General features: G+C 70.6%; 10 protein-coding genes. 5 read left to right on the plus strand and 5 right to left on the minus strand.

Annotation, left to right across the window (positions count from 1 at the left end; all coding sequences use genetic code 11):
• The 4 genes from FB390_RS19195 to FB390_RS19210 all read right to left on the minus strand — a co-directional run bounded on the left by FB390_RS19195 (position 1) and on the right by FB390_RS19210 (position 8,633).
• Positions 1 to 4,212: a TIGR02680 family protein gene (locus tag FB390_RS19195; RefSeq protein WP_141810173.1), complete on the minus strand. Its 4,212-nt coding sequence runs from the start codon at positions 4,210 to 4,212 to the stop codon at positions 1 to 3.
• A 2-nt stretch (positions 4,213 to 4,214) separates the two neighbouring features.
• Complete coding sequence (locus FB390_RS19200; RefSeq protein WP_141811887.1) at positions 4,215 to 5,612, minus strand: TIGR02678 family protein; 1,398 nt, start codon at positions 5,610 to 5,612, stop codon at positions 4,215 to 4,217.
• Entirely contained in the window at positions 5,612 to 7,237 is a 1,626-nt protein-coding gene (locus FB390_RS19205) for a TIGR02677 family protein (protein WP_141811888.1), read from the minus strand. Before FB390_RS19205 ends, FB390_RS19200 begins: the two co-directional genes overlap by 1 nt.
• A gap of 256 nt (positions 7,238 to 7,493) precedes the next feature.
• Positions 7,494 to 8,633 carry an NsdA family TPR-like regulatory protein gene (locus FB390_RS19210; protein WP_141810174.1) on the minus strand — a complete coding sequence of 380 codons (1,140 nt, stop codon included), beginning with the start codon at positions 8,631 to 8,633 and terminating at the stop codon, positions 7,494 to 7,496.
• Positions 8,634 to 8,957: 324 nt separating this feature from the next.
• Between FB390_RS19210 and FB390_RS19215 the strand changes: the two genes are divergently transcribed.
• Positions 8,958 to 9,305, plus strand: coding sequence for a hypothetical protein (locus FB390_RS19215; protein ID WP_067781124.1), 348 nt, complete (start codon positions 8,958 to 8,960; stop codon positions 9,303 to 9,305).
• A 156-nt stretch (positions 9,306 to 9,461) separates the two neighbouring features.
• Here FB390_RS19215 and FB390_RS19220 read toward each other — a convergent pair whose 3' ends face one another.
• Positions 9,462 to 10,346: a PAC2 family protein gene (locus FB390_RS19220; protein WP_067781127.1), complete on the minus strand. Its 885-nt coding sequence runs from the start codon at positions 10,344 to 10,346 to the stop codon at positions 9,462 to 9,464.
• Between the two features lie 363 nt (positions 10,347 to 10,709).
• On the opposite strand from FB390_RS19220, the gene metH reads away from it, so the two are divergent.
• From metH to FB390_RS19240, 4 genes are all read left to right on the plus strand, one after another.
• Complete coding sequence (metH, locus tag FB390_RS19225) at positions 10,710 to 14,306, plus strand: methionine synthase (RefSeq protein WP_141810175.1); 3,597 nt, start codon at positions 10,710 to 10,712, stop codon at positions 14,304 to 14,306.
• 469 nt (positions 14,307 to 14,775) lie between these two features.
• On the plus strand, positions 14,776 to 16,467 hold the full coding sequence (locus tag FB390_RS19230; RefSeq protein ID WP_141810176.1) for a serine/threonine-protein kinase: 1,692 nt from the start codon (positions 14,776 to 14,778) through the stop codon (positions 16,465 to 16,467).
• 11 nt (positions 16,468 to 16,478) lie between these two features.
• Positions 16,479 to 17,144, plus strand: coding sequence for an HAD family hydrolase (locus FB390_RS19235; RefSeq protein WP_281292369.1), 666 nt, complete (start codon positions 16,479 to 16,481; stop codon positions 17,142 to 17,144).
• 423 nt (positions 17,145 to 17,567) lie between these two features.
• Entirely contained in the window at positions 17,568 to 18,428 is an 861-nt protein-coding gene (locus FB390_RS19240; RefSeq protein WP_141810178.1) for a HalD/BesD family halogenase, read from the plus strand.
• Positions 18,429 to 18,452 lie beyond the last annotated feature (24 nt).

Below are 18,452 nucleotides of genomic sequence, written 5' to 3' on the forward strand. Positions count from 1 at the left end.
TCAGCCGACGGGCGCGGGGGCGCCCGGCATGTCGTCGAGGGTGAGTCCGCCCTCGATGGTGGTGGGCACCCGGCGGCGGTTGGGGGAGCCGAGTGCGGTGGTCAGGTCGCTGCCGTCGTGTTCGGCGAGCAGGTCGCCGCTGTCCCACACCAGCAGCGTCGCGCTCACCGTGCTCTCGGCGGTGGAATGCGCCAGGTCGTAGTGCGCGCAGCCCGGCACGTGCGGATAGGTGATCCACAGGTCGTAGCCGGTCATGAACAGGTCGAGGTCGAATTGCACACTCAGGCCCAGCAATTCGCTGCGGCCGTTGTCGTCGACGCCCGCGAACGCCTCGTCCAGCGCGAGCAGGCGCGGCGCCTGCGGATCGGCGGAGTCGAGCATGACGTGCGCCGCCGCGAACAACGGCAGGTGCAGCGACACCGACTGCTCGCCGCCGGACAGCGCGCTGTGCCTGGCGACGGTGAGCTTGTCCTCGCTGCCGTCGCCGGAGATCAGCGTGAACGAGAACACCCGCCACATGCGGTAATCCAGGGTGGCGGCGAGGATCTCGGGGTAGGAGCGTTCCGGGTGCGCGGCGCGGGCGGCGCGGATCTCGGCGGCGAAGTGCGCGCGGATCGCTGCGAGATCGTCGGAGCTCAGGGTGGTGGCGTCGCGATCGAGCAGCTTGCACATCGCCCGCGCGGCGTCGGAGAGATTGTCGGCGAGCACCCAGTGCACGCCGATGGTGTTGCCCGAGGACATCCGCCGCTGCTTCATCTCCGCGCCCATCTTGGCGATGAGTTCGCGTGCGTCGCTGGTGCGCTCGTGGATCTGCTGGGCGAGCCCGGTGAGCAGCGCGTCCTCCAGTATGCGGCGCTCGGCGTCGGTGAGCAGCAATTCCTGGTCGTGGCGCGCCTGGTCGATGCGTCCGGCGAAGTCGGCGAGCGCGGCGACGCCGTGCTCGTCCTGCACCTGCACCACGGTCAGCCCGTCGGCCGCGTCCCACTGCAAGCGGTAGTCGCGGCCGGAGGCGGCCAGCGCGGCGTCGAACTCCTGCAGCGCCGAGGTCACCGCGCTGCGGGTGGACTTGCGCGCCGCCTCGCCCGCGCGCACCGACGCGGTGGCCGCGGCGAGGCTTTCGAAGAGCTCGGCCACCTCGTCGGGCAGCACCTGCGGTTCGTGTTCCGGACCCGCCTGGGTGATGCGATAGAGCAGCTGTTCGGGCGTCGACCACGCCGCGTCGCTGCTCGGCCAGCGGCAGTCGGGCGCGGCGCCCAGCAGCGACAGCAGATCCGGCTGGGCATAGGGGGCAAGGCTTTTCACCTCGGCGAGCACCTCGGTGAGCGCGGTGCCCAGCGACTCGTGCGCGGTCCGGTAGGCGGCCTCCGCGTCGCCGACCGCCTCGATGGCCGCGTTGGCGGCCTTGCGCGCGGACTTCTGTTCGGCCCTCGTCGCCTCGATGCGCTGCCTGGCCTGGTCGAGTTCGCGGTCGATGTCGGCCGCGCCCGCGCCGAGCGCCTCGCGCAGCGTCTCCAGTTTGCGCAGCTGCTCCTGATAGCCGGTCTGGGCGGCCTCGGCCTCTTCGGCGAAGGCCTCGGCGAGGTCGCGCGCCTCGTCGTATCGGTCGGCGCCCTCGCGTTCGCGTTCGCGCTCCCGCTCGTGGTCGGCGCGCAGGCGGAGCAGTCCGGTGCCGGTGTTCTCGAAATGCCGGATGGCGGCGGCGAGCGCGTCGAGTTCGCGCGGTTCGCGGGGCGCGCGGTGCGCGACGGCGGCGGCCCGCAGCTTCTTCTCGATGGCCGCGACCTCGGTGACCGCTTGGTCCAAATCCTTCTCGGCCTGAGCCGCGGCCTCCGAGCGGGAACGCATGACGCCCGCGCTCTCCGACACCGCCCGCAGCGCGGCGGTGACCGCGGCGGGGCGCGGAAGCGCCTTGGCGGCCGCGGTGATTCGGGCCAGTTCCGCGGCCGCGGCTTCCGCTTCCTCGCGTGCGACGCGCTGCGCCTCGACGGCCGCGTCCAGCGCGTGGGCCAACTCGGCGAGCCGGAGTTCGCGGCGGCGCGCACGCGCCGTCGCGCCGATGAACTCGGCGTCGGGCTTGTGGTGCCTGCCCACCTGCACGCCCTGCCGGAACCCACCCGCAGCGCTGAGCGCCACGCCCGCGGCGGCACCGAGGTCGTCGAGCAGGGCGACCGAGGCGAGCACGTCGGCGACGACCCGCCGCGGCACGGTCAGGCCGTCGGCGTCGTCCTCCACCACGAGCACGTCCGCCAGCGTGCGTCCGGCGGGTCGCCCCTGCGGGGGCAGCGGGACGAGGAACTGATCGCTGCGATAGTCCTCGGGCAGTTCCTCCTCGGGGCACACCCAGGCGTCCAGCAGACCGGCGGCGTGCAGCGCGGCCTCGATACCGGCGGCGGTCTCGGGCGGCACGTCGTCGGCGAAGCGGACCAGCCGCCACAGCGGAGCGCCGGGACGACCCGCCCGGTCGTCGGTGCGCGCCATGGGGTTTCGCGGCGCGTCGTCGCGCTGCGCGCCGACCCGGTCGCGCTCGGCGGTGAGCTCGGCGATCTGTTCGGTCGCCGCCGCGGCCCGCGCCTTGGCCGCCACCCGGCGGTCGCGCAACTCGTCGAGCAGCGGTTCGGCGCGTTCGGCAAGCACCTCCGCCACGCCGGCCGCGTCGTCGGAGCCGACCTTCGCCAGCGCCGCGTCGAGGGCGTCGAACAGACCGCCGCCGAGCGGGAGGTAGCACTCCCGGTGCGCGTCCCACCAGGCGCGCAGTGCCGCGGCGGCTTCGGTGCGGGCCAAGGTCACCGCGGCCTCGGCGTGCGCCACCTCGGCGGCGGCCGCCTCGCGCGCCTGGATCGCGCGCTCGGCCAGTCGTTCCGCCCTTGTCCGCTCGGCGGCCGCGGAATCCATGAGCACCAACGCTTTACGCACCGCGCGCACGTCGGCGTCGCGCTCCTCGGCGCGCGCCCGCACGGTCGCGGTGAGCTGATCGCCGCGCGCGTCGTCCGACAGCGCGGTCCACGCGATGCCCGCCTCCTCGGCGGCGGCGCGTAGCTCGTCCTCGCCACGGGACAGCGCGGCGGCGGCCCGCTCTACCGCGGCGCGCGCCCGCTCGGCCTCCTCGGCTCGCTGGTCCAGGGTCTGGCGCGCCTTGAGCGCCTTGTCGCGGTGCACCGCCGCCGACGTCTCCAGCCTGCGCACCGCGTCGGCGAGGTCGTCGAGCTGCTGTTTGCCCTCGTAGGCGCTGGAGCGTTGCAGGGTCTCGCGATCGGTGAGGGCCTGCTCGTAGGCGCGGTCGGCGTCGTCGGCGCGGGCCTCCGCGGCGGTGCGCTCGGCTTCGCGGCGCTCGCGCAGCGCGGTCGCGGCGAACAGGGCGGTGCTGGCGTGGGTGACCGCGTCCAGCCGCGCGCGCACCTGATCGACATCGGTCTTCGCCTGTACCGCGAGGTATTTCCGGTACACGCCGACGAACGCGCGGGTGGCGGTGTCGGCGTGCACCAAGCCCTCGAGCGTGCGGCCGACCTCCTCCATATCGCTGAAAGAACGCGCCGCGTCCAGGATCAGCTGTTCGTCCAGCGGCCGCAAACCGTCGGTGAGCGCCTGGGACAGCCCACGCGGGTCCAGGTTCTTGGCCAGCTGCGGACGGCGCAGCGTCAGAATGAGATTGATGAGCTGGTCGTAGCGCTGCTGGCCGAGCCCGAACATGCGGGCGTCGATGGCGGCCCGGTATTCGACCGGCCGGTCCACGATGGAGTCGGTGCCGATCTGTTCGGCCAGCTGCTTGCGGGTGAACGGACGGTCGTCGGGCCCGATGAGCGAGAAGTCGACGCCCACCCGGCCGTCGGCGACGAAATACCAGCGTGTGACCTTGTCCGAGGAGCGGGTGGCCCGCATGCCGATGCCGACGGTGACCACCTCGGGGTCGTCCCACTTGCCGCGCGCGAACTCCATCCAGACATAGGAGTAGGCCGATTCCTGCTTGCGGTACAGCAGATTCGACTTCATCGTGCGCTCTTCGCCCGCGAACGGGTTGAGCCTGCGCGGCTCGATGCGCCCGTCGAGCACGAAGGGGAACAGCACCTCGAGCGCCTTGGTCTTGCCCGAACCGTTGGGTCCGCGCAGCACCAGCCTGCCGTCGGCGAAGCAGAACTCCTGATCCCGGTAGTCCCACAGATTGACGATTCCGGCGCGGGTCGGGATGAAACGCACTCCGCCGTGAATGACCGACATGATCAGATCCCTTCCGTACCGGTGCTCGAGGCCCCGACCGTGTCGGCGGCGGTGACGAACAGTTCCGCGGCCCGCTTCGTGCGCACGGTGACCACCGCCCCGCGATAGCGGGCCAGCGCGGGCAGCACGAGCAGCCCGTCCTCGACCACCTGGATCAGGCGCAGCCGCGCCAGCAGCGCGGTGACCTGCGCGGTGAGCCCTGGCACGTCGGCCTGCCATTGCGCGGCGAAGGTGACGCCGTAGCGGTCGGTGAGCGCGCGCACAGTGTCGCGCACCCAGTCGGCCGCGACGAACGGGTAGGTCGCCTCGGGTTCGTCCACCGTCGAATCCGCCTCGCCCGCTTCGGTGTCGAACGGAAAGTCGGCCATCGGGGCGAACAGCGTGGATTCGGGGATGGCGTCGTCCAGCTCGTCGGCCAGCGTCTCGCCCGGCTCGGCCCGGCGCGGGCGGTGGGGGAGCGGGTGGTCGATGTCGAGGACCACGTCCGCGATCTCGCCGACCAGCAGCAGCGCCACTTGGGCGAGCGTGCCGGTGCCCGGGAAGCGGACATCGGACAGCCGCCCGGAGGTGTCGATGAGGGCGACGCCCTCGGCACGGCGTTCGGCGCGCAGACCGGTGAACAACTCGACGTCGGCGACGGTGCGCTCCTGCGCTAGCACCGGGCGTTCCTCGGGGGCCAGATCCGCGGCGTACACCACCGGCCGCTCCACCAGCGCCCGGCGCACCCGGCGGGCGAGTTCGCCGGACTGCGCGGCGGGCTGACCCGCTGTGACGGCGGGATCCTCGGCGAGCAGGCCGCGGACGCTGTGCAGATGCTGGAGCGCCCGCGGCGGGCGGAACAGCGCGAACACCACCGGCCGGTCTATGTCGTAGAGCGCCTCGCCCGCCTCGGGATCGGCCGCCCAGCCGCCCGCGTCACCGTCGGCGAGGGCGAGCGCGCCGCGCGCGGCCAGCCAGCCGACCGCGTCCACGAAGGCGTCGCGATCCGCCGCGCGATCCGGCGCGAGCTCGAGCCCCTCGATCCGCGCCGTGTACGCCGCGACCTGATCGGCCAGTTCGGAGAGCGTGATCTGATCGCCCGCGCGGCCTAGCGCCGCCAGCGCCAGCGCGAGATAGGCGTAGCGGCGGCGGTCGAAGACGCGGTCGTTCACCGTGCGCGCGGGTTTGCCGCCGTCCAGCCGGTCGATCACCGGGTAGACGCGCGCGGTGGTCTCGGTGACCTCGAGCCGGTAGCCGAAGAGTTCGGCGAGGTCTTCGCGCAGTTCGGTGGCCCACCGGCGGATCAGCGGGAGCGCGATCCGATCGGGATAGGTGCGGGTCACCAGGTGGTTGGCCAGGATCACCCGCGCGGCGCGCTGATAGTTGTCCAGCGCGAGCGCGTCGATGCGGCGCGCGTGAATCATGCCGCGCCCCCTGTGGTTCCGGTGTCGGAGGCGACAGTGTCCTTCCCGCGTCCGCGCTCCGGATGCCCGCCGCGGGACTTCGTCGCGCGGACGTCGAGCTTGCGGTTGTTCAGGTGCAGCAGTCCGCGCGAGGTCCGCACCACGGTCGGTTCCGGGTGTTCGGAGACAGTGAGCGTCACGCCGCTGTCCGAGCCGGTGGTTCCCGCGACCCGGCCGCTGACCGGCACCCAGGCGGTCGAGGCGGCGTCGAGCAGCCGCAGCAGGACCTCGGTCTCACGTTCGTCGAGCACCCGTTCGTGAACGTCGGCGGCCGCCAACGACTGCGCCGCCTCCGCCCTGGCCCGCTGCGCGGCCAGCTGGGCCTCGCGCAAACGGCGAATCCCCGCGTCGTTGCGCTGGATTCGGCCCGGCGCGCCCGCCGAGGGCGGCCGTCCGGTCTCGGCCAGCGTGCGCGAGATCTCCAGCGGCGGCGCCTCCCACCAGGACCGCGTCGCGGGCACGATGTCGGCGTCGGGATGCTCCATGGCCAGGTGGCGCGGCCTGCCGAGCCCGAACACCGCGTCGAAGAGCGCGTGCGCGCTGTCCGCGGTCGGCGCCGCGGTGAACCAGCCCGCCAGGTGCCGCAGCGCCGATTCCCGGCTCACCCCGCCGCGCCGCGTCTCGGTGACTCGTCGCAGCAGCGACAGCACGGCCGCGATCGCGCTCATGGTGGCCTCGCGCAGCCGGTCCGCCTCGGTGGACTCGCCGTCGCCGCCCGAGGTGACGAACCAGGTGCGCAGACCATGCCAGCGGGCGCGCCAGTCCGCCTCGCGTTCCGCGGCGCTCAGCAGCACCCGCTCGTCGCAACTCGCGGCGCGCGCGATGAGCTCGTCGACGCCGGTCTCCTCGATCTCGCCGATGGCGGCGGCCAGGCGCGGCACGAAACGCGCCAGATCCATGCTGAACTCGCGCATGTGCGCGAGCAGCGCGTCCTTGTGCGCGAGAAACGATTCGGGGGTGATCTCGGTGGTGCGCACCAGATCGCCGAGCGACAGGTAGAAATGCGCGGCGCGCGCGGCCATGTCGGACAGCGCCGCGTCCAGCCTGCGCAGGATGCGGTAGACGCGCTCGGCGTCGCCCGCCCGATTCGCCTCGGCGAGGGTGTGCAGGTCGGCGAGCAGTTCGGGCAGCACGAGCCGGGACAGCGACGCCTCGTCCAGCCGCGCCTCCAGCACGCCCGCCACCGCGCGATAGGCCTGGAACCCGGCCTGGGAGAACTGATAGACGTAGTGCCGGTTGCGGTATTCGGCCAGCGTCGCGGCCCTGGTGCCGTCGTAGCTGCGCTCCAGCACGCCCCACTGGTGCAGCTGGTCGAGCAGCGGTCCGATCTCCGCGGCGCTCAGCGGCGCGGCGTCGGCGCGCCGGAAGAGGCCGGGCTGCGCCTCGGCAGTGCCGATTTCGTCCGTGTCCTGCGACGGTCCGCTTTCCGCGACCCGCGCCCGTCCACCGTTGCGGCGAATCCAGTCCGCCACGTCGTCGGCGTGCAGCAGCACCACATACGCGGCGCGCGCACTGTCGAATGCCCGCAACACCCAGAGGTATTCGGCCCGCTTCTCCGCGGTCGCGAAGGAGAACAGTCGCAGCCGCTCGTCCCACAGCAGGGCCGAGCCGGGCTGGTCACCCGGTACGGCCGAGCCCCGCGGATCACCGAGCACGGCCGAGCCGGGCTGGTCACCCAGCGTGGCTGGGCCGGGCTGGTCGCCGAAGGGCGGGCCGTCGTCGGAGTCGGTCACCGGCAACAGGGTAGTAGCGGGCCGGTCGCCGCCGCCAAGACCGACCCCCGTTCGGCGTGGCTGTGTCCGCCGCGCCGTCGTTCGCCCGCCGTCCGCCGCGCCCCGTTCACTCGACGGACAGCGCGCGCAGTTGCTCGAGATAACAGCGTGTGCGCGGATCGCCGGGATAGCGTTCGATGATCTCGCGCGCCACCTCGCCGGCTATCCACATCAGCGAGGGCAGCGAGCGGCGTTTGCCCGCGAAGGCGCGCATGCCCTCGGCCACGGCGAGTTCGAGGTCCCGATTGCGCACGGCGACGACGGCCAGCGTCAGGTGCGCCTCGGAGACGCGCATCGGATTGCGGATGGTGCCGTCGGCGCGGGTGGAGTTCCGGATGACCTCGCGGGCAAAGGCTTCCGCGAGCCGATCCTCGCCCGCCACGCGGCAGCAGTCCATCGCGTAGAAGTCGAACTTCTGCGGATCCACCACGAAGTGGTTGTCCAGGTTCGCCGGATGGTCGAGTCGCTCCAGGATCGCCCGGCCGATGCCGAGCGCCCGTTCCACCTCGCCGCGGTCGCCGAGCCGGGCCCACGCCTTGGCGCGTTGCGCGGCGAGTTGCACGCCGACGCCGAACTCGCGACTGTCCTCCAACGCGCCGTCCACCGCTTCCACCGCGCCACGGTAGTTACCTTGGGTGAGCGCGAACCAGGCCGCCATTTCCGCTGCCCAGCCGGTGATCTCGCGATGCCCGGCCTCGTTGCCGAGCGACCACGCCGCGCGCCGGGTCGCCTCCGCCGAAGTGCGGCGGCCGAGGTCGTAGTCCACGCAGCCGACCAGCAGTGCGACCCAGCCCGCGAGCACCAGGATCTCCCGGTGCTGGGCCAGCGTCAGCCGCCCGTCCAGCAGCGAGGTGATACGGCGCAGCCAGGCCGTGCCCTCGGCGTGCAGTTCGTGCGGATCGGCGTAGGGATACTCGCAGCACAGGCGCTCGGCGGTGATCCGAACGGCGTCCAGGGTCGAGGCGGAGACATCGGACATGCGCAGCCTGCCGATGAACTCCAGCGTGTCCATGCCGGTGGCCGAAAGCAATTCGTCGTCCCGGTTCGGCCTGGCCTTGGGAAAGAATGCCGCGGTGACGGTGTCGAAAGCGGCGGCGATGATGGGCGCGTAGAAATCGTCGGGCCGCGACTCGCCCGACTCCCAACGCCGCCAATTGCGTAGCAGCGTGCTGTCGGTCGGCAGATTGTGCGAAGACTTCGCACGCATCACGCGGACTGCGTCGGCCTGTGACCACCCCCTCGCATCGCGCTCGGAACGCATCCGGACTGCCCAGACGGGTCGATCGTCTCCAGCGGCCACGGTTGTAGTATCGCACCAGTTAACGCGCGGTGGCCCGGATAGGGCATCTAGATGTCAGTGGGTTGACACCTGCATTCGCAGTTTTGCGTCAGCGATCCTGGAGAAGGAGCGGTCGGATTGCCCGATTCGCAAATGTAAGAACAGATGCAAGGCCAAGACCGCCCCACCGGCAGTACCCTGCACGGGAAGATCCAAACGAGAGAACAGCGGCCCAATCCAACGGAGGTTCGGGTGGAAGCGTTGATCTATGGATACTTGCGTGACGATCTGGCCGACGGCCACAGCGAAGAGCTCGAGCGGGCGATGAGCACGCTCGCCCAAGCCGAAGGGCTTTGCTTCGCCGCAACATTCCATGAATCGACAGCGGGTGACGGCACGGCGTTCGCCGAGCTGACGCAGGAACTCAAGCGCGCCGACGCACACCACGTGGTGGTGCCGTCACTCGATCACTTTGCCGGCCAGACGATTCCGCGCGACATTCTGATCGCGAAGCTGGCCCAGGACGCGGCGGCCCAGGTCTGGACCGTCGAGGAGGTGCGGGCGACGAGCGTCGCGGCCCCGCCACCGACCGTCTCATGAGCAACCCGGATCCGAAGGATGCGAGCAACACCTGACGGTGTTGCTCGCACGGGGGACAGAATCGTCGTATCGCTCGCTCGGCGGAAGAGCCGATGTCGTGCTCACACGGGGATCCAGCCGCCTTCGCGCGTGCGGGAATACGGGCGAGCCGGCCGATCACAACCCGAAACTACCGGGACCCCTTCTGCGCAAGTACTTTTCGAACTCCGCCGCGATCGCGTCGCCATCGATCTTGGCCATCGCGTCGTTCAGATCGACGGCCGCGTCACCACGCTCCTCCAGCGAGCGCACGTACTCGGTGATCTCCTCGTCGCCCACCGTCATCTCGTTGACCGCGGCCTCCCACTCCTCGGCCTGCTTGGGCAACTCGCCGAGCGGCACCTCGATGTCGAGCACGTCCTCGACCCGGTGCAGCAACGCGATCGTCGCCTTCGGATTCGGCGGCTGCGACACGTAGTGCGGCACCGCCGCCCAGAACGACACGGCGGGCACCCCGGCCTTGACGCACTGATCCTGCAGGACGCCGGTGATGCCGGTCGGGCCCTCGTAACGGGTCTGCTCCAAGCTGAAACGCTCGGCCGCTTCCTTGCTGTACGCGGAACCGGTGACCGGGACGGGCCTGGTGTGCGGAGTGTCGGCGAGCAGCGCGCCCAGGATCACCACGGTCTGCACGCCCAGCTGCTCGATGAACTCGAGCAGATCCGCGCAGAAGCTGCGCCACCGCATGTTCGGCTCGATCCCGCGCAGCAACACCACATCCCGGTCGCTGCCCGGCGGGGAACACACCGAAAGCATGGTGGCGGGCCACTGGATCTCCCTGGTCACGCCGTCGACCTGACGCACCGTCGGCCGATTCACCTGATAGTCGTAGTAGTCCTCGGAATCGAGTTCGGCCAGCGGCTCGGCGTCCCAGATCAGTTCCAGATGCTCCACGGCGCCGCTCGCCGCGTCACCGGCGTCGTTCCAGCCCTCGAAGGCGGCAACCAGCACCGGATCCCGCAACGTCGGCAGTTCCGAATCGGAAGTTTCACTGGGGTTCACCCGGTCAGCCTACGGTGTGCGCTCGCCCGGTGCTGTGTCTATCGGCGCGCTGGCGCGCGCGTGTTCCCGGCCCCCTGGTGTCTCGCGTCCGAGACCGCGAGTCTCCCGACTGCGTCGCATGCGCCTCGCGGTCTCGGACGCGAGACGGGCCGGGAACGGGCTCGTAAGACTCGCCCCCGGGGTGGCTGGAGAGGTGGGAGATGGTGCGTCGGGTCGTGTTGTGCGCCGGTTCGTAGTGGCGGACGCCCCGATGCGGCAAGCGCTCGCGGACGGTCCTCGGTCGGGTGTGGCGCCGCTCACGCTCACCGAGGAGATCCGCAGGCTGTTCGTTACCGGTCGTACCCGGCCTTTACGCTTGTACCCATGTCTGTGTCCAATTCCGCCGGGTTCGATACCACGCTTCTCGACACGCTCAGCCGGCGTGTCGTCATCGGTGACGGCGCGATGGGCACGATGTTGCAGGCGGCGGATCTGACCCTGGACGATTTCCGTGGGCTCGAAGGCTGCAACGAGATCCTCAACGAGACCCGGCCCGACGTGCTGCGCGACATCCATCGCGCGTACTTCGAGGCGGGCGCGGACGCGGTCGAGACCAACACCTTCGGTTGCAACCTGCCGAACCTGGCCGACTACGACATCGCCGACCGGATTCGCGATCTGTCCGAGCGCGGTACCCGGCTGGCGCGCGAGGTGGCCGACGAGATGGGCCCGAGCGAGGACGGCACGCCGCGGTACGTGCTGGGTTCGATGGGTCCTGGCACGAAGTTGCCGACGCTGGGGCACGCGCCGTACACGGTGCTGCGCGACGCCTACGTCGAGGCGGCGCTGGGCATGCTGGAGGGCGGCGCGGACGCGATCCTGATCGAGACCTGCCAGGACCTGTTGCAGGTGAAGGCGGCGGTGACGGGCAGCAAGCGGGCGATGGAGCGCGCGGGCCGCCGGATCCCGATCATCACCCACGTGACGGTGGAGACGACCGGCACCATGCTGGTCGGCAGCGAGATCGGCGCGGCGTTGACCGCGCTCGAGCCACTGGGCATCGACATGATCGGGCTGAACTGCGCGACCGGCCCCGACGAGATGAGCGAGCACCTGCGGCACCTGTCGCGGCACGCGAAGGTGCCGGTATCGGTGATGCCCAACGCGGGTCTGCCGGTGCTCGGCGCCAAGGGCGCCGAGTATCCGTTGACGCCGGAGGAGCTGGCCGTTTCCATGCGCCAGTTCGTCAGTGAGTTCGGCCTGGCTCTGGTCGGCGGGTGCTGCGGCACCACGCCCGAGCACATCCGTCAGGTGCGCGAGGCGGTGCGCGAGGTCGAGCCGACGCTGGCGCCGATCGCGCAGCGCCGCTCGCCGGTGCACGAGCCGAGCGTGTCGAGCATGTACACCGCGGTGCCGTTCGAACAGGACGCCTCGGTGATGATGATCGGTGAGCGCACGAATGCCAACGGCTCCAAGGCTTTCCGTGAGGCGATGCTGGCCGAGGATTGGCAGAAGTGCCTCGACATCGCCAAGGACCAGACCCGTGACGGCGCGCACATGCTGGATCTGTGCGTCGACTATGTCGGCCGCGACGGCAGCAAGGACATGGAGGCGCTGGCTTCGCGACTGGCGACCGCGTCGACCCTGCCGATCATGCTCGACTCCACCGAAACGCCGGTGCTGCAAGCGGGGCTCGAGCACCTGGGCGGCCGGTGCGCGGTCAACTCGGTGAACTACGAGGACGGTGACGGACCGGAGTCCCGCTTCCAGCAGACCATGCGGTTGGTCGCCGAGCACGGCGCCGCGGTGGTCGCGCTGACCATCGATGAAGAGGGTCAAGCTCGCACCGCCGAGAAGAAGGTCGAGATCGCCGAGCGCCTGATCGCCGACATCACCGGCAACTGGGGTCTGGCCGAGTCCGACATCATCATCGACACCCTGACCTTCACCCTGGGCACCGGCCAGGAGGAGTCGCGCCGCGACGGCCTGGAGACCATCGAGGCGATCCGTGAACTCAAGCGCCGCCACCCGGAGGTGCAGACGACCCTGGGTCTGTCGAACATCTCCTTCGGTTTGAACCCGGCCGCGCGGCAGGTGCTGAACTCGGTGTTCATGCACGAGTGCGTCCAGGCGGGTCTGGATTCGGCGATCGTGCACGCCTCCAAGATCCTGCCGATGAGCCGGATCCCGGACGAGCAGCGCGAGACCGCGCTCGACCTGGTCTACGACCGGCGCACCGAGGACTACGACCCGCTGCAGAAGTTGATGGCGCTGTTCGAGGGCGTCTCCGCGTCGTCGTCGAAGGCTTCGCGCGCCGAGGAACTGGCGGCTTTGCCGCTGTTCGAGCGGCTCGAGCGGCGCATCGTCGACGGCGAGAAGGCCGGGATGGAGGCCGACCTCGACGCGGCGATGACCGAGGTGCCGCCGCTGCAGATCATCAACGAGACGCTGCTCGCGGGCATGAAGACCGTCGGTGAGCTGTTCGGTTCGGGGCAGATGCAGCTGCCGTTCGTACTGCAGTCCGCCGAGGTGATGAAGGCCGCGGTCGCCTACCTGGAGCCGCACATGGAGGCCACCGACGACTCGGGCAAGGGCCGCATCGTGCTGGCCACCGTCAAGGGCGATGTGCACGACATCGGCAAGAACCTGGTCGACATCATCCTGTCCAACAACGGCTACGAGGTGGTCAATCTCGGTATCAAGCAGCCGATCGCGACCATCCTCGACGCCGCGGTGGACAAGAAGGCCGACGTCATCGGCATGTCCGGGCTGCTGGTGAAGTCGACCGTGGTGATGAAGGAGAACCTCGAGGAGCTCAACGCCCGCGGTGTGGCCGATCAGTTCCCGGTGCTGCTGGGCGGGGCCGCGCTGACCCGCGCCTATGTCGAGAACGACCTGACCGAGGTCTACGAGGGCGACGTGCACTACGCCCGCGACGCGTTCGAGGGTCTGCGGTTGATGGACGACATCATGACCCGCAAGCGCGGCGGCGGTCCGGACCCCGACAGCCCCGAGGCCGTGGCCGAGCGAGAGAAGGCCGCCGAACGCAAGGCCCGCCACGAACGGTCCAAGCGCATCGCCGCCCAGCGCAAGGCCGCCGAGACCCCCGTGGTGGTGCCCGAGCGTTCGGACGTCGCCGCCGACCTGCCGGTGCCGGTGCCGCCGTTCTGGGGCACGCGGGTGATCAAAGGCCTGTCGCTGCACGATTACTCGGGCCTGCTCGACGAGCGGGCGCTGTTCCTGGGCCAGTGGGGTCTGCGCGGCCAGCGCGGCGGTGATGGACCCTCCTACGAGGAACTGGTGGAGACCGAAGGCCGCCCCCGGCTGCGGGCCTGGCTGGATCGGCTGTCCACCGAGGGCGTGCTGCAGCACGCGGCGGTGGTCTACGGCTACTTCCCGGCGGTGTCGGAAGGCGACGAGGTCGTGGTGCTGACCGAACCCGATCCCGCCGCGCCGGAACGGTACCGATTCCGTTTCCCGCGCCAGCAGCGCGACCGGTTCCTGTGCATCGCCGACTTCCTGCGCTCGCGCGAACAGGCCGAAGCCACCGGTCAGGTCGACGTGCTGCCGTTCCAGTTGGTGACCATGGGCCAGCCCATCGCCGATTTCGCCAACGAACTCTTCGCCGCCGACAACTACCGCGACTACCTCGAGGTGCACGGCATCGGCGTCCAGCTCACCGAGGCGCTCGCCGAGTACTGGCACCGCCGAATCCGCGAAGAGCTCGTGCTGGAAGGGCACTCGGTAGCCGAATCCGACCCCGACGACGTGCAGGACTACTTCAAGCTCGGCTACCGCGGCGCGCGCTACTCCTTCGGCTACGGCGCCTGCCCCGACCTCGAAGACCGCGCCAAGCTCGTCGACCTGCTCGAGGCCGATCGCATCGGTGTCGTGCTCTCCGAGGAGCTCCAGCTGCATCCCGAACAGTCCACCGACGCCTTCGTCCTGCTGCACCCCGAGGCGAAGTACTTCAACGCCTGATTCGTCCGGCGAGGACGGCCGCGCCGCGCACCGCGGCGCCGCCGTTTCCGTTGCGCGCGGCGCTGCCGGAACCCGGGCGATGTGATGGTGCTCACCGGGGTCGTGGGGGAGTGCTCGTCGGCGGGCTCGGCACCTTTTTCCTGCCACTGACCTGCGGATAAGCGCGGAGCAATCGGTCGCCTGACAGTCGTGGCGCAAATATCCGGTACCGGCGGGTACGCTCTAAGGTTCGAGGCCACCCCGGTATTCGACCGTCCGGTCCGCGGCAGCGGGTCGACGCGGCTGGAGTCTGTCGGGTGGGTATGCCATTGTCGAATAGTTGCAACTGCATCCGGAGCAGTCGGCGGATGCCGTTCGTCTCGCTGCTGACGGGTGCAAAGCACTTCGGCGCGTAGGGATTTCGCCGGAAACCCGCTGGGCGCGCCGGAGTGCTCGACGGCTCGGCGCACAGCAGGAGGGGCACGACCACATGACGGCGGACCGGTTGATCGCTGGACGGTATCGGCTGACGGATCCGATCGGCACCGGCGCGATGGGTGTGGTGTGGCGGGCGACCGACGTGCGACTGCGCCGCACCGTCGCGGTGAAACAGCTGCTGCTCGGTCCCGGGCTCACCCGGGAGCAGGCGCTGGAGTCGAAGCTGCGCGCGATGCGCGAGGGACGGATCGCGGCGCGGTTGCACCATCCGAACGCGATCACCGTCTTCGACGTCGCCGAAGAGGACGGTCAGCCGTGGCTCGTCATGGAGTACATGAACGCGCCCAGCCTGGCCACCAGGCTGTCCGGGCATCGCACCCTGTCGCCGATCGAGGTGGCCAAGATCGGCGCGCAGGCCGCCGCCGCGCTGGCCGCCGCGCACGACGCGGGCATCATGCACCGCGACGTGAAACCGGCCAACCTGCTCGTCGCCGACGACGGCACCGTGAAGATCACCGACTTCGGCATCTCCCGCGCGGTCGGCGACGTGACCGTCACCGCGACCGGATTCCTCGCGGGCACCCCCGCCTATCTCGCGCCGGAGGTGGCGCGCGGCGAGAACCCGGAACCGGCGTCCGATGTGTTCGCGCTCGGTTCCACGCTGTACGCCGCGGTGGAGGGCGCGCCGCCGTTCGGTGAGGGCGACAACGCGCTGGCGGTGCTGCACGCCGTCGCGCGGGCCGACGTGCCCGAGCCGCGGCGCGCCGACGGGCTCGCGCCGGTGCTGATGCACCTGCTCGCCGCGAGCATCGACGCGCGCCCGAGCATGCGCGAGGCGAAGGAGGCGCTGGAAGCCGTTGCGGCGGGCCGGGTTCCGGCACTGGCGGCCGCACCGGTGGTGACCAAGGTGCTGCCGGCGCCCGGGGCCGACGCGACCGCCGTGCTCGCCACGTCCGCCGCCACCGCGAGTACCGGCAACGCCTCCGACGCCACCGAATTCGTGCCGAGCGCGGCGCTCGCCGCCGCGCCGTCGTCGGCGCCGCCCATCGGCCCGTCCGGCGGCGGCACGCTGCCCGGTGCGACCGCTGGCGGCGCCGGACCGAACAAACCGGCCCTCGCCTTGCTGGCCGCCGCCGTGGCCGTCGTGCTGGTCGTCGTGGTGGCGTTCGTGCTGTTTCCCGGCGGGGACGGAGGCGGATCGGACGACCCCACCGCGGCCCCGCAGCCGGGAACGAGCGAGGCGTTGCAGCCGCCGCAAGGCACGGGCGGGGATCAGACCGAGGAACCCCAGGCCCAAGTACCCACCGCCGCGCCGCAGAACACCGAGACCCCGACGGTCGCGCCCACCACGCCAACCGGTAGCGCAGCACCGTCGACCAGCCCGAGCAGCACCACGCGGCCGCCGACGACCACGATCACCACGACGCCGTTCGGGCCGCCGACGCCGGACCGGATCGCCCAGTTCATCCAGGGCTACTACGGCATGCTGCCCGGCAATGTGTCCGGCGCGTGGTCGCAGCTCTCGCCCGGCTACCAGGCACAGACCGGCGGCTACAACTCCTACGCCTCTTTCTGGTCCACCATCCGCTCGGTCCAGGTCAACGGCGTCACGCCGAGGGGCAACGACGGCGCCACGGTGTCCCTGACCTACGTGAAGACCAACGGCGCGGTGGATAGGGAGAACCGCTGGATCCAGGTCCGCCAGGACGGCGGCCGGATGGTCATCACCGGCTCCGGCGTATGAGCCGGGATCACGTGACAGCGCCGCTCGCCGCGGTGCTGTGGGACATGGACGGGACGCTGCTGGACTCGGAGAAACTCTGGGACATCGCGGTCCGCGAGCTGGCGGTGCGCCTCGGCAGCGCGATGACCGACGAGATCCGGCACGCGCTCATCGGCGCGTCCGGCCCGAACGCCCTGCGCATCCTGTTCAACGGCCTCGGACTCGATCCGACGCCGGAGGCGCTGCGCGACGCCGCGGGCTTCCTGGAGCGGCGCGTCACCGATCTGATGACCGGCCCCATTCCGTGGCGACCCGGCGCCAAGGACGCGCTCGGCCTGGTCCGCGACGCGGGCTTGGCCTCGGCGCTCGTCACCAACACCAAGCGCTCGCTGACCGAATACGGCCTGGACACCCTGGGCCGTGACTTCTTCGACGTCTCCGTCTGCGGCGACGAGGTGGCCGAGGGCAAACCCGAGCCCGACGTCTACCTGCGCGCCGCCGACCTGCTCGGCGTGCACCCGCGCGACTGCGTGGCGATCGAGGACTCGCCCACCGGCGCCCGTGCCGCCGCGGCCGCAGGCTGCGCGGTTCTCGTCGTCCCGTGCGAGATCCCGGTGCCGCGCGCCCCCGGCCTGGTCTTCCGCGACACACTGGTAGGCCTCACCCTCACCGATCTGGAACAGACGCTCCGCGCCTGACGTCCCGCACGCATCCACCGCGGTACGTCCGCCGCCATCGGCTGTCGGGCGCTGCCGCCGCGGGCAACAAACGCTCCGCGCCTGACGTTTCGTGCGCGTCCGCTGCCACCGTCGGCCGGGTGCCGCCGTCGTGGGCAAAGGAAGGCGATCCGGCTGCAGGCTTCGATCGTTGGCGTTCGTCGAATATCGTCGGGCGCAGTGGATCGTTCTGCGCGGCAGTGCGAGAGGTGCGGCGAGACCCTCATTTCGAGGTTGTCGCCGGGCACAAGACTGGTCGGTTCGATTGTGTGCTGAGCACCGGGAAATGCGCGGGAGTTACTGTGCCGCAACGCAAATGCGCGCAGATAGTAAGTGTGACGGTACTCACCGGCAACTTTTCCGAATCCCCGGGCGTGTCGTCGGGCGCTGCACCAAAATGACGCCATGGCTGCGACGGGTGTGTTGGACGAAATCGTCGACACCGCAAGGTATCCGCTCGAATCACCGGGCTCGGCGGGGTGGCGGACGGCGGTCGACGCGGCGCGGGCCGACCTGGCCGACAGCGGTTGCACGGTGCTGCGCGAGTTCATCCGTCCCGAGCTCGCCGAGACGCTGCGCGCGCAAGGCGAGGACATGGCGCCGCACGCGCACTACGAGGTGGAGCGCGTCAACGCCTACAACATTCCGCTGGATACCGAACTGCCCCAAGATCATCCGGGCCGCATCGTGCTGGAACGCGGCAACGCGTTCGTGCCGCGCGACCGTATCCCCGCCGACGCGCTGATCCACCGGCTCTACACCAGCGCCGCGTTCCAGCGCTTCGTCGCGGACTGCTTCGACCTGCCCGAGCTGCACGAGTACGCCGACCCGCTGGCCGGACTGTGCCTGAACGTGGTCGCCCCCGGTATGTCGCACCCGTGGCACTTCGACACCAACGAGTTCACCGTCAGCATGCTCACCCAGCTGCCCGAAGCGGGCGGGATCTTCGAATACTGCCCCGGCATTCGCTCGCCGCAGGCCGAGAACCTCCGCGACGTTCGTGATGTGCTGACCGGTTCCGGCGAACGCCTGGTCCGCAGGCTCGAGCTGCGCCCGGGCGACCTGCAACTGTTCCAGGGCCGCTTCTCGCTGCACCGCGTGTCGCCGGTTTCCGGTGGCAGGCAACGACATTCGGCGATCTTCGCCTATACCGACCGGCCAGGTGTCATCGGCACCGTGGAGCGGACCCGCCAGCTGTTCGGTCGCGTCCTGCCCGAACACGTCGCCGAGGACCGCCTGGTCCGCGGCGACCGACTACTCGACTGAGCTCAGCTCGACCCGAGAGGAACG

It is taken from the genome of Nocardia bhagyanarayanae (assembly GCF_006716565.1).
Classification (GTDB): Bacteria; Actinomycetota; Actinomycetes; order Mycobacteriales; family Mycobacteriaceae; genus Nocardia; species Nocardia bhagyanarayanae.

Coding starts and splice junctions, on each gene's coding strand:
- FB390_RS19195 (WP_141810173.1), bottom strand. CDS start 4,212: ATGTCGGTCATTCACGGCGGAGTGCGTTTCATCCCGACCCGCGCCGGA.
- FB390_RS19210 (WP_141810174.1), bottom strand. CDS start 8,633: ATGCGTGCGAAGTCTTCGCACAATCTGCCGACCGACAGCACGCTGCTA.
- metH (WP_141810175.1), top strand. CDS start 10,710: ATGTCTGTGTCCAATTCCGCCGGGTTCGATACCACGCTTCTCGACACG.
- FB390_RS19230 (WP_141810176.1), top strand. CDS start 14,776: ATGACGGCGGACCGGTTGATCGCTGGACGGTATCGGCTGACGGATCCG.
- FB390_RS19240 (WP_141810178.1), top strand. CDS start 17,568: ATGGCTGCGACGGGTGTGTTGGACGAAATCGTCGACACCGCAAGGTAT.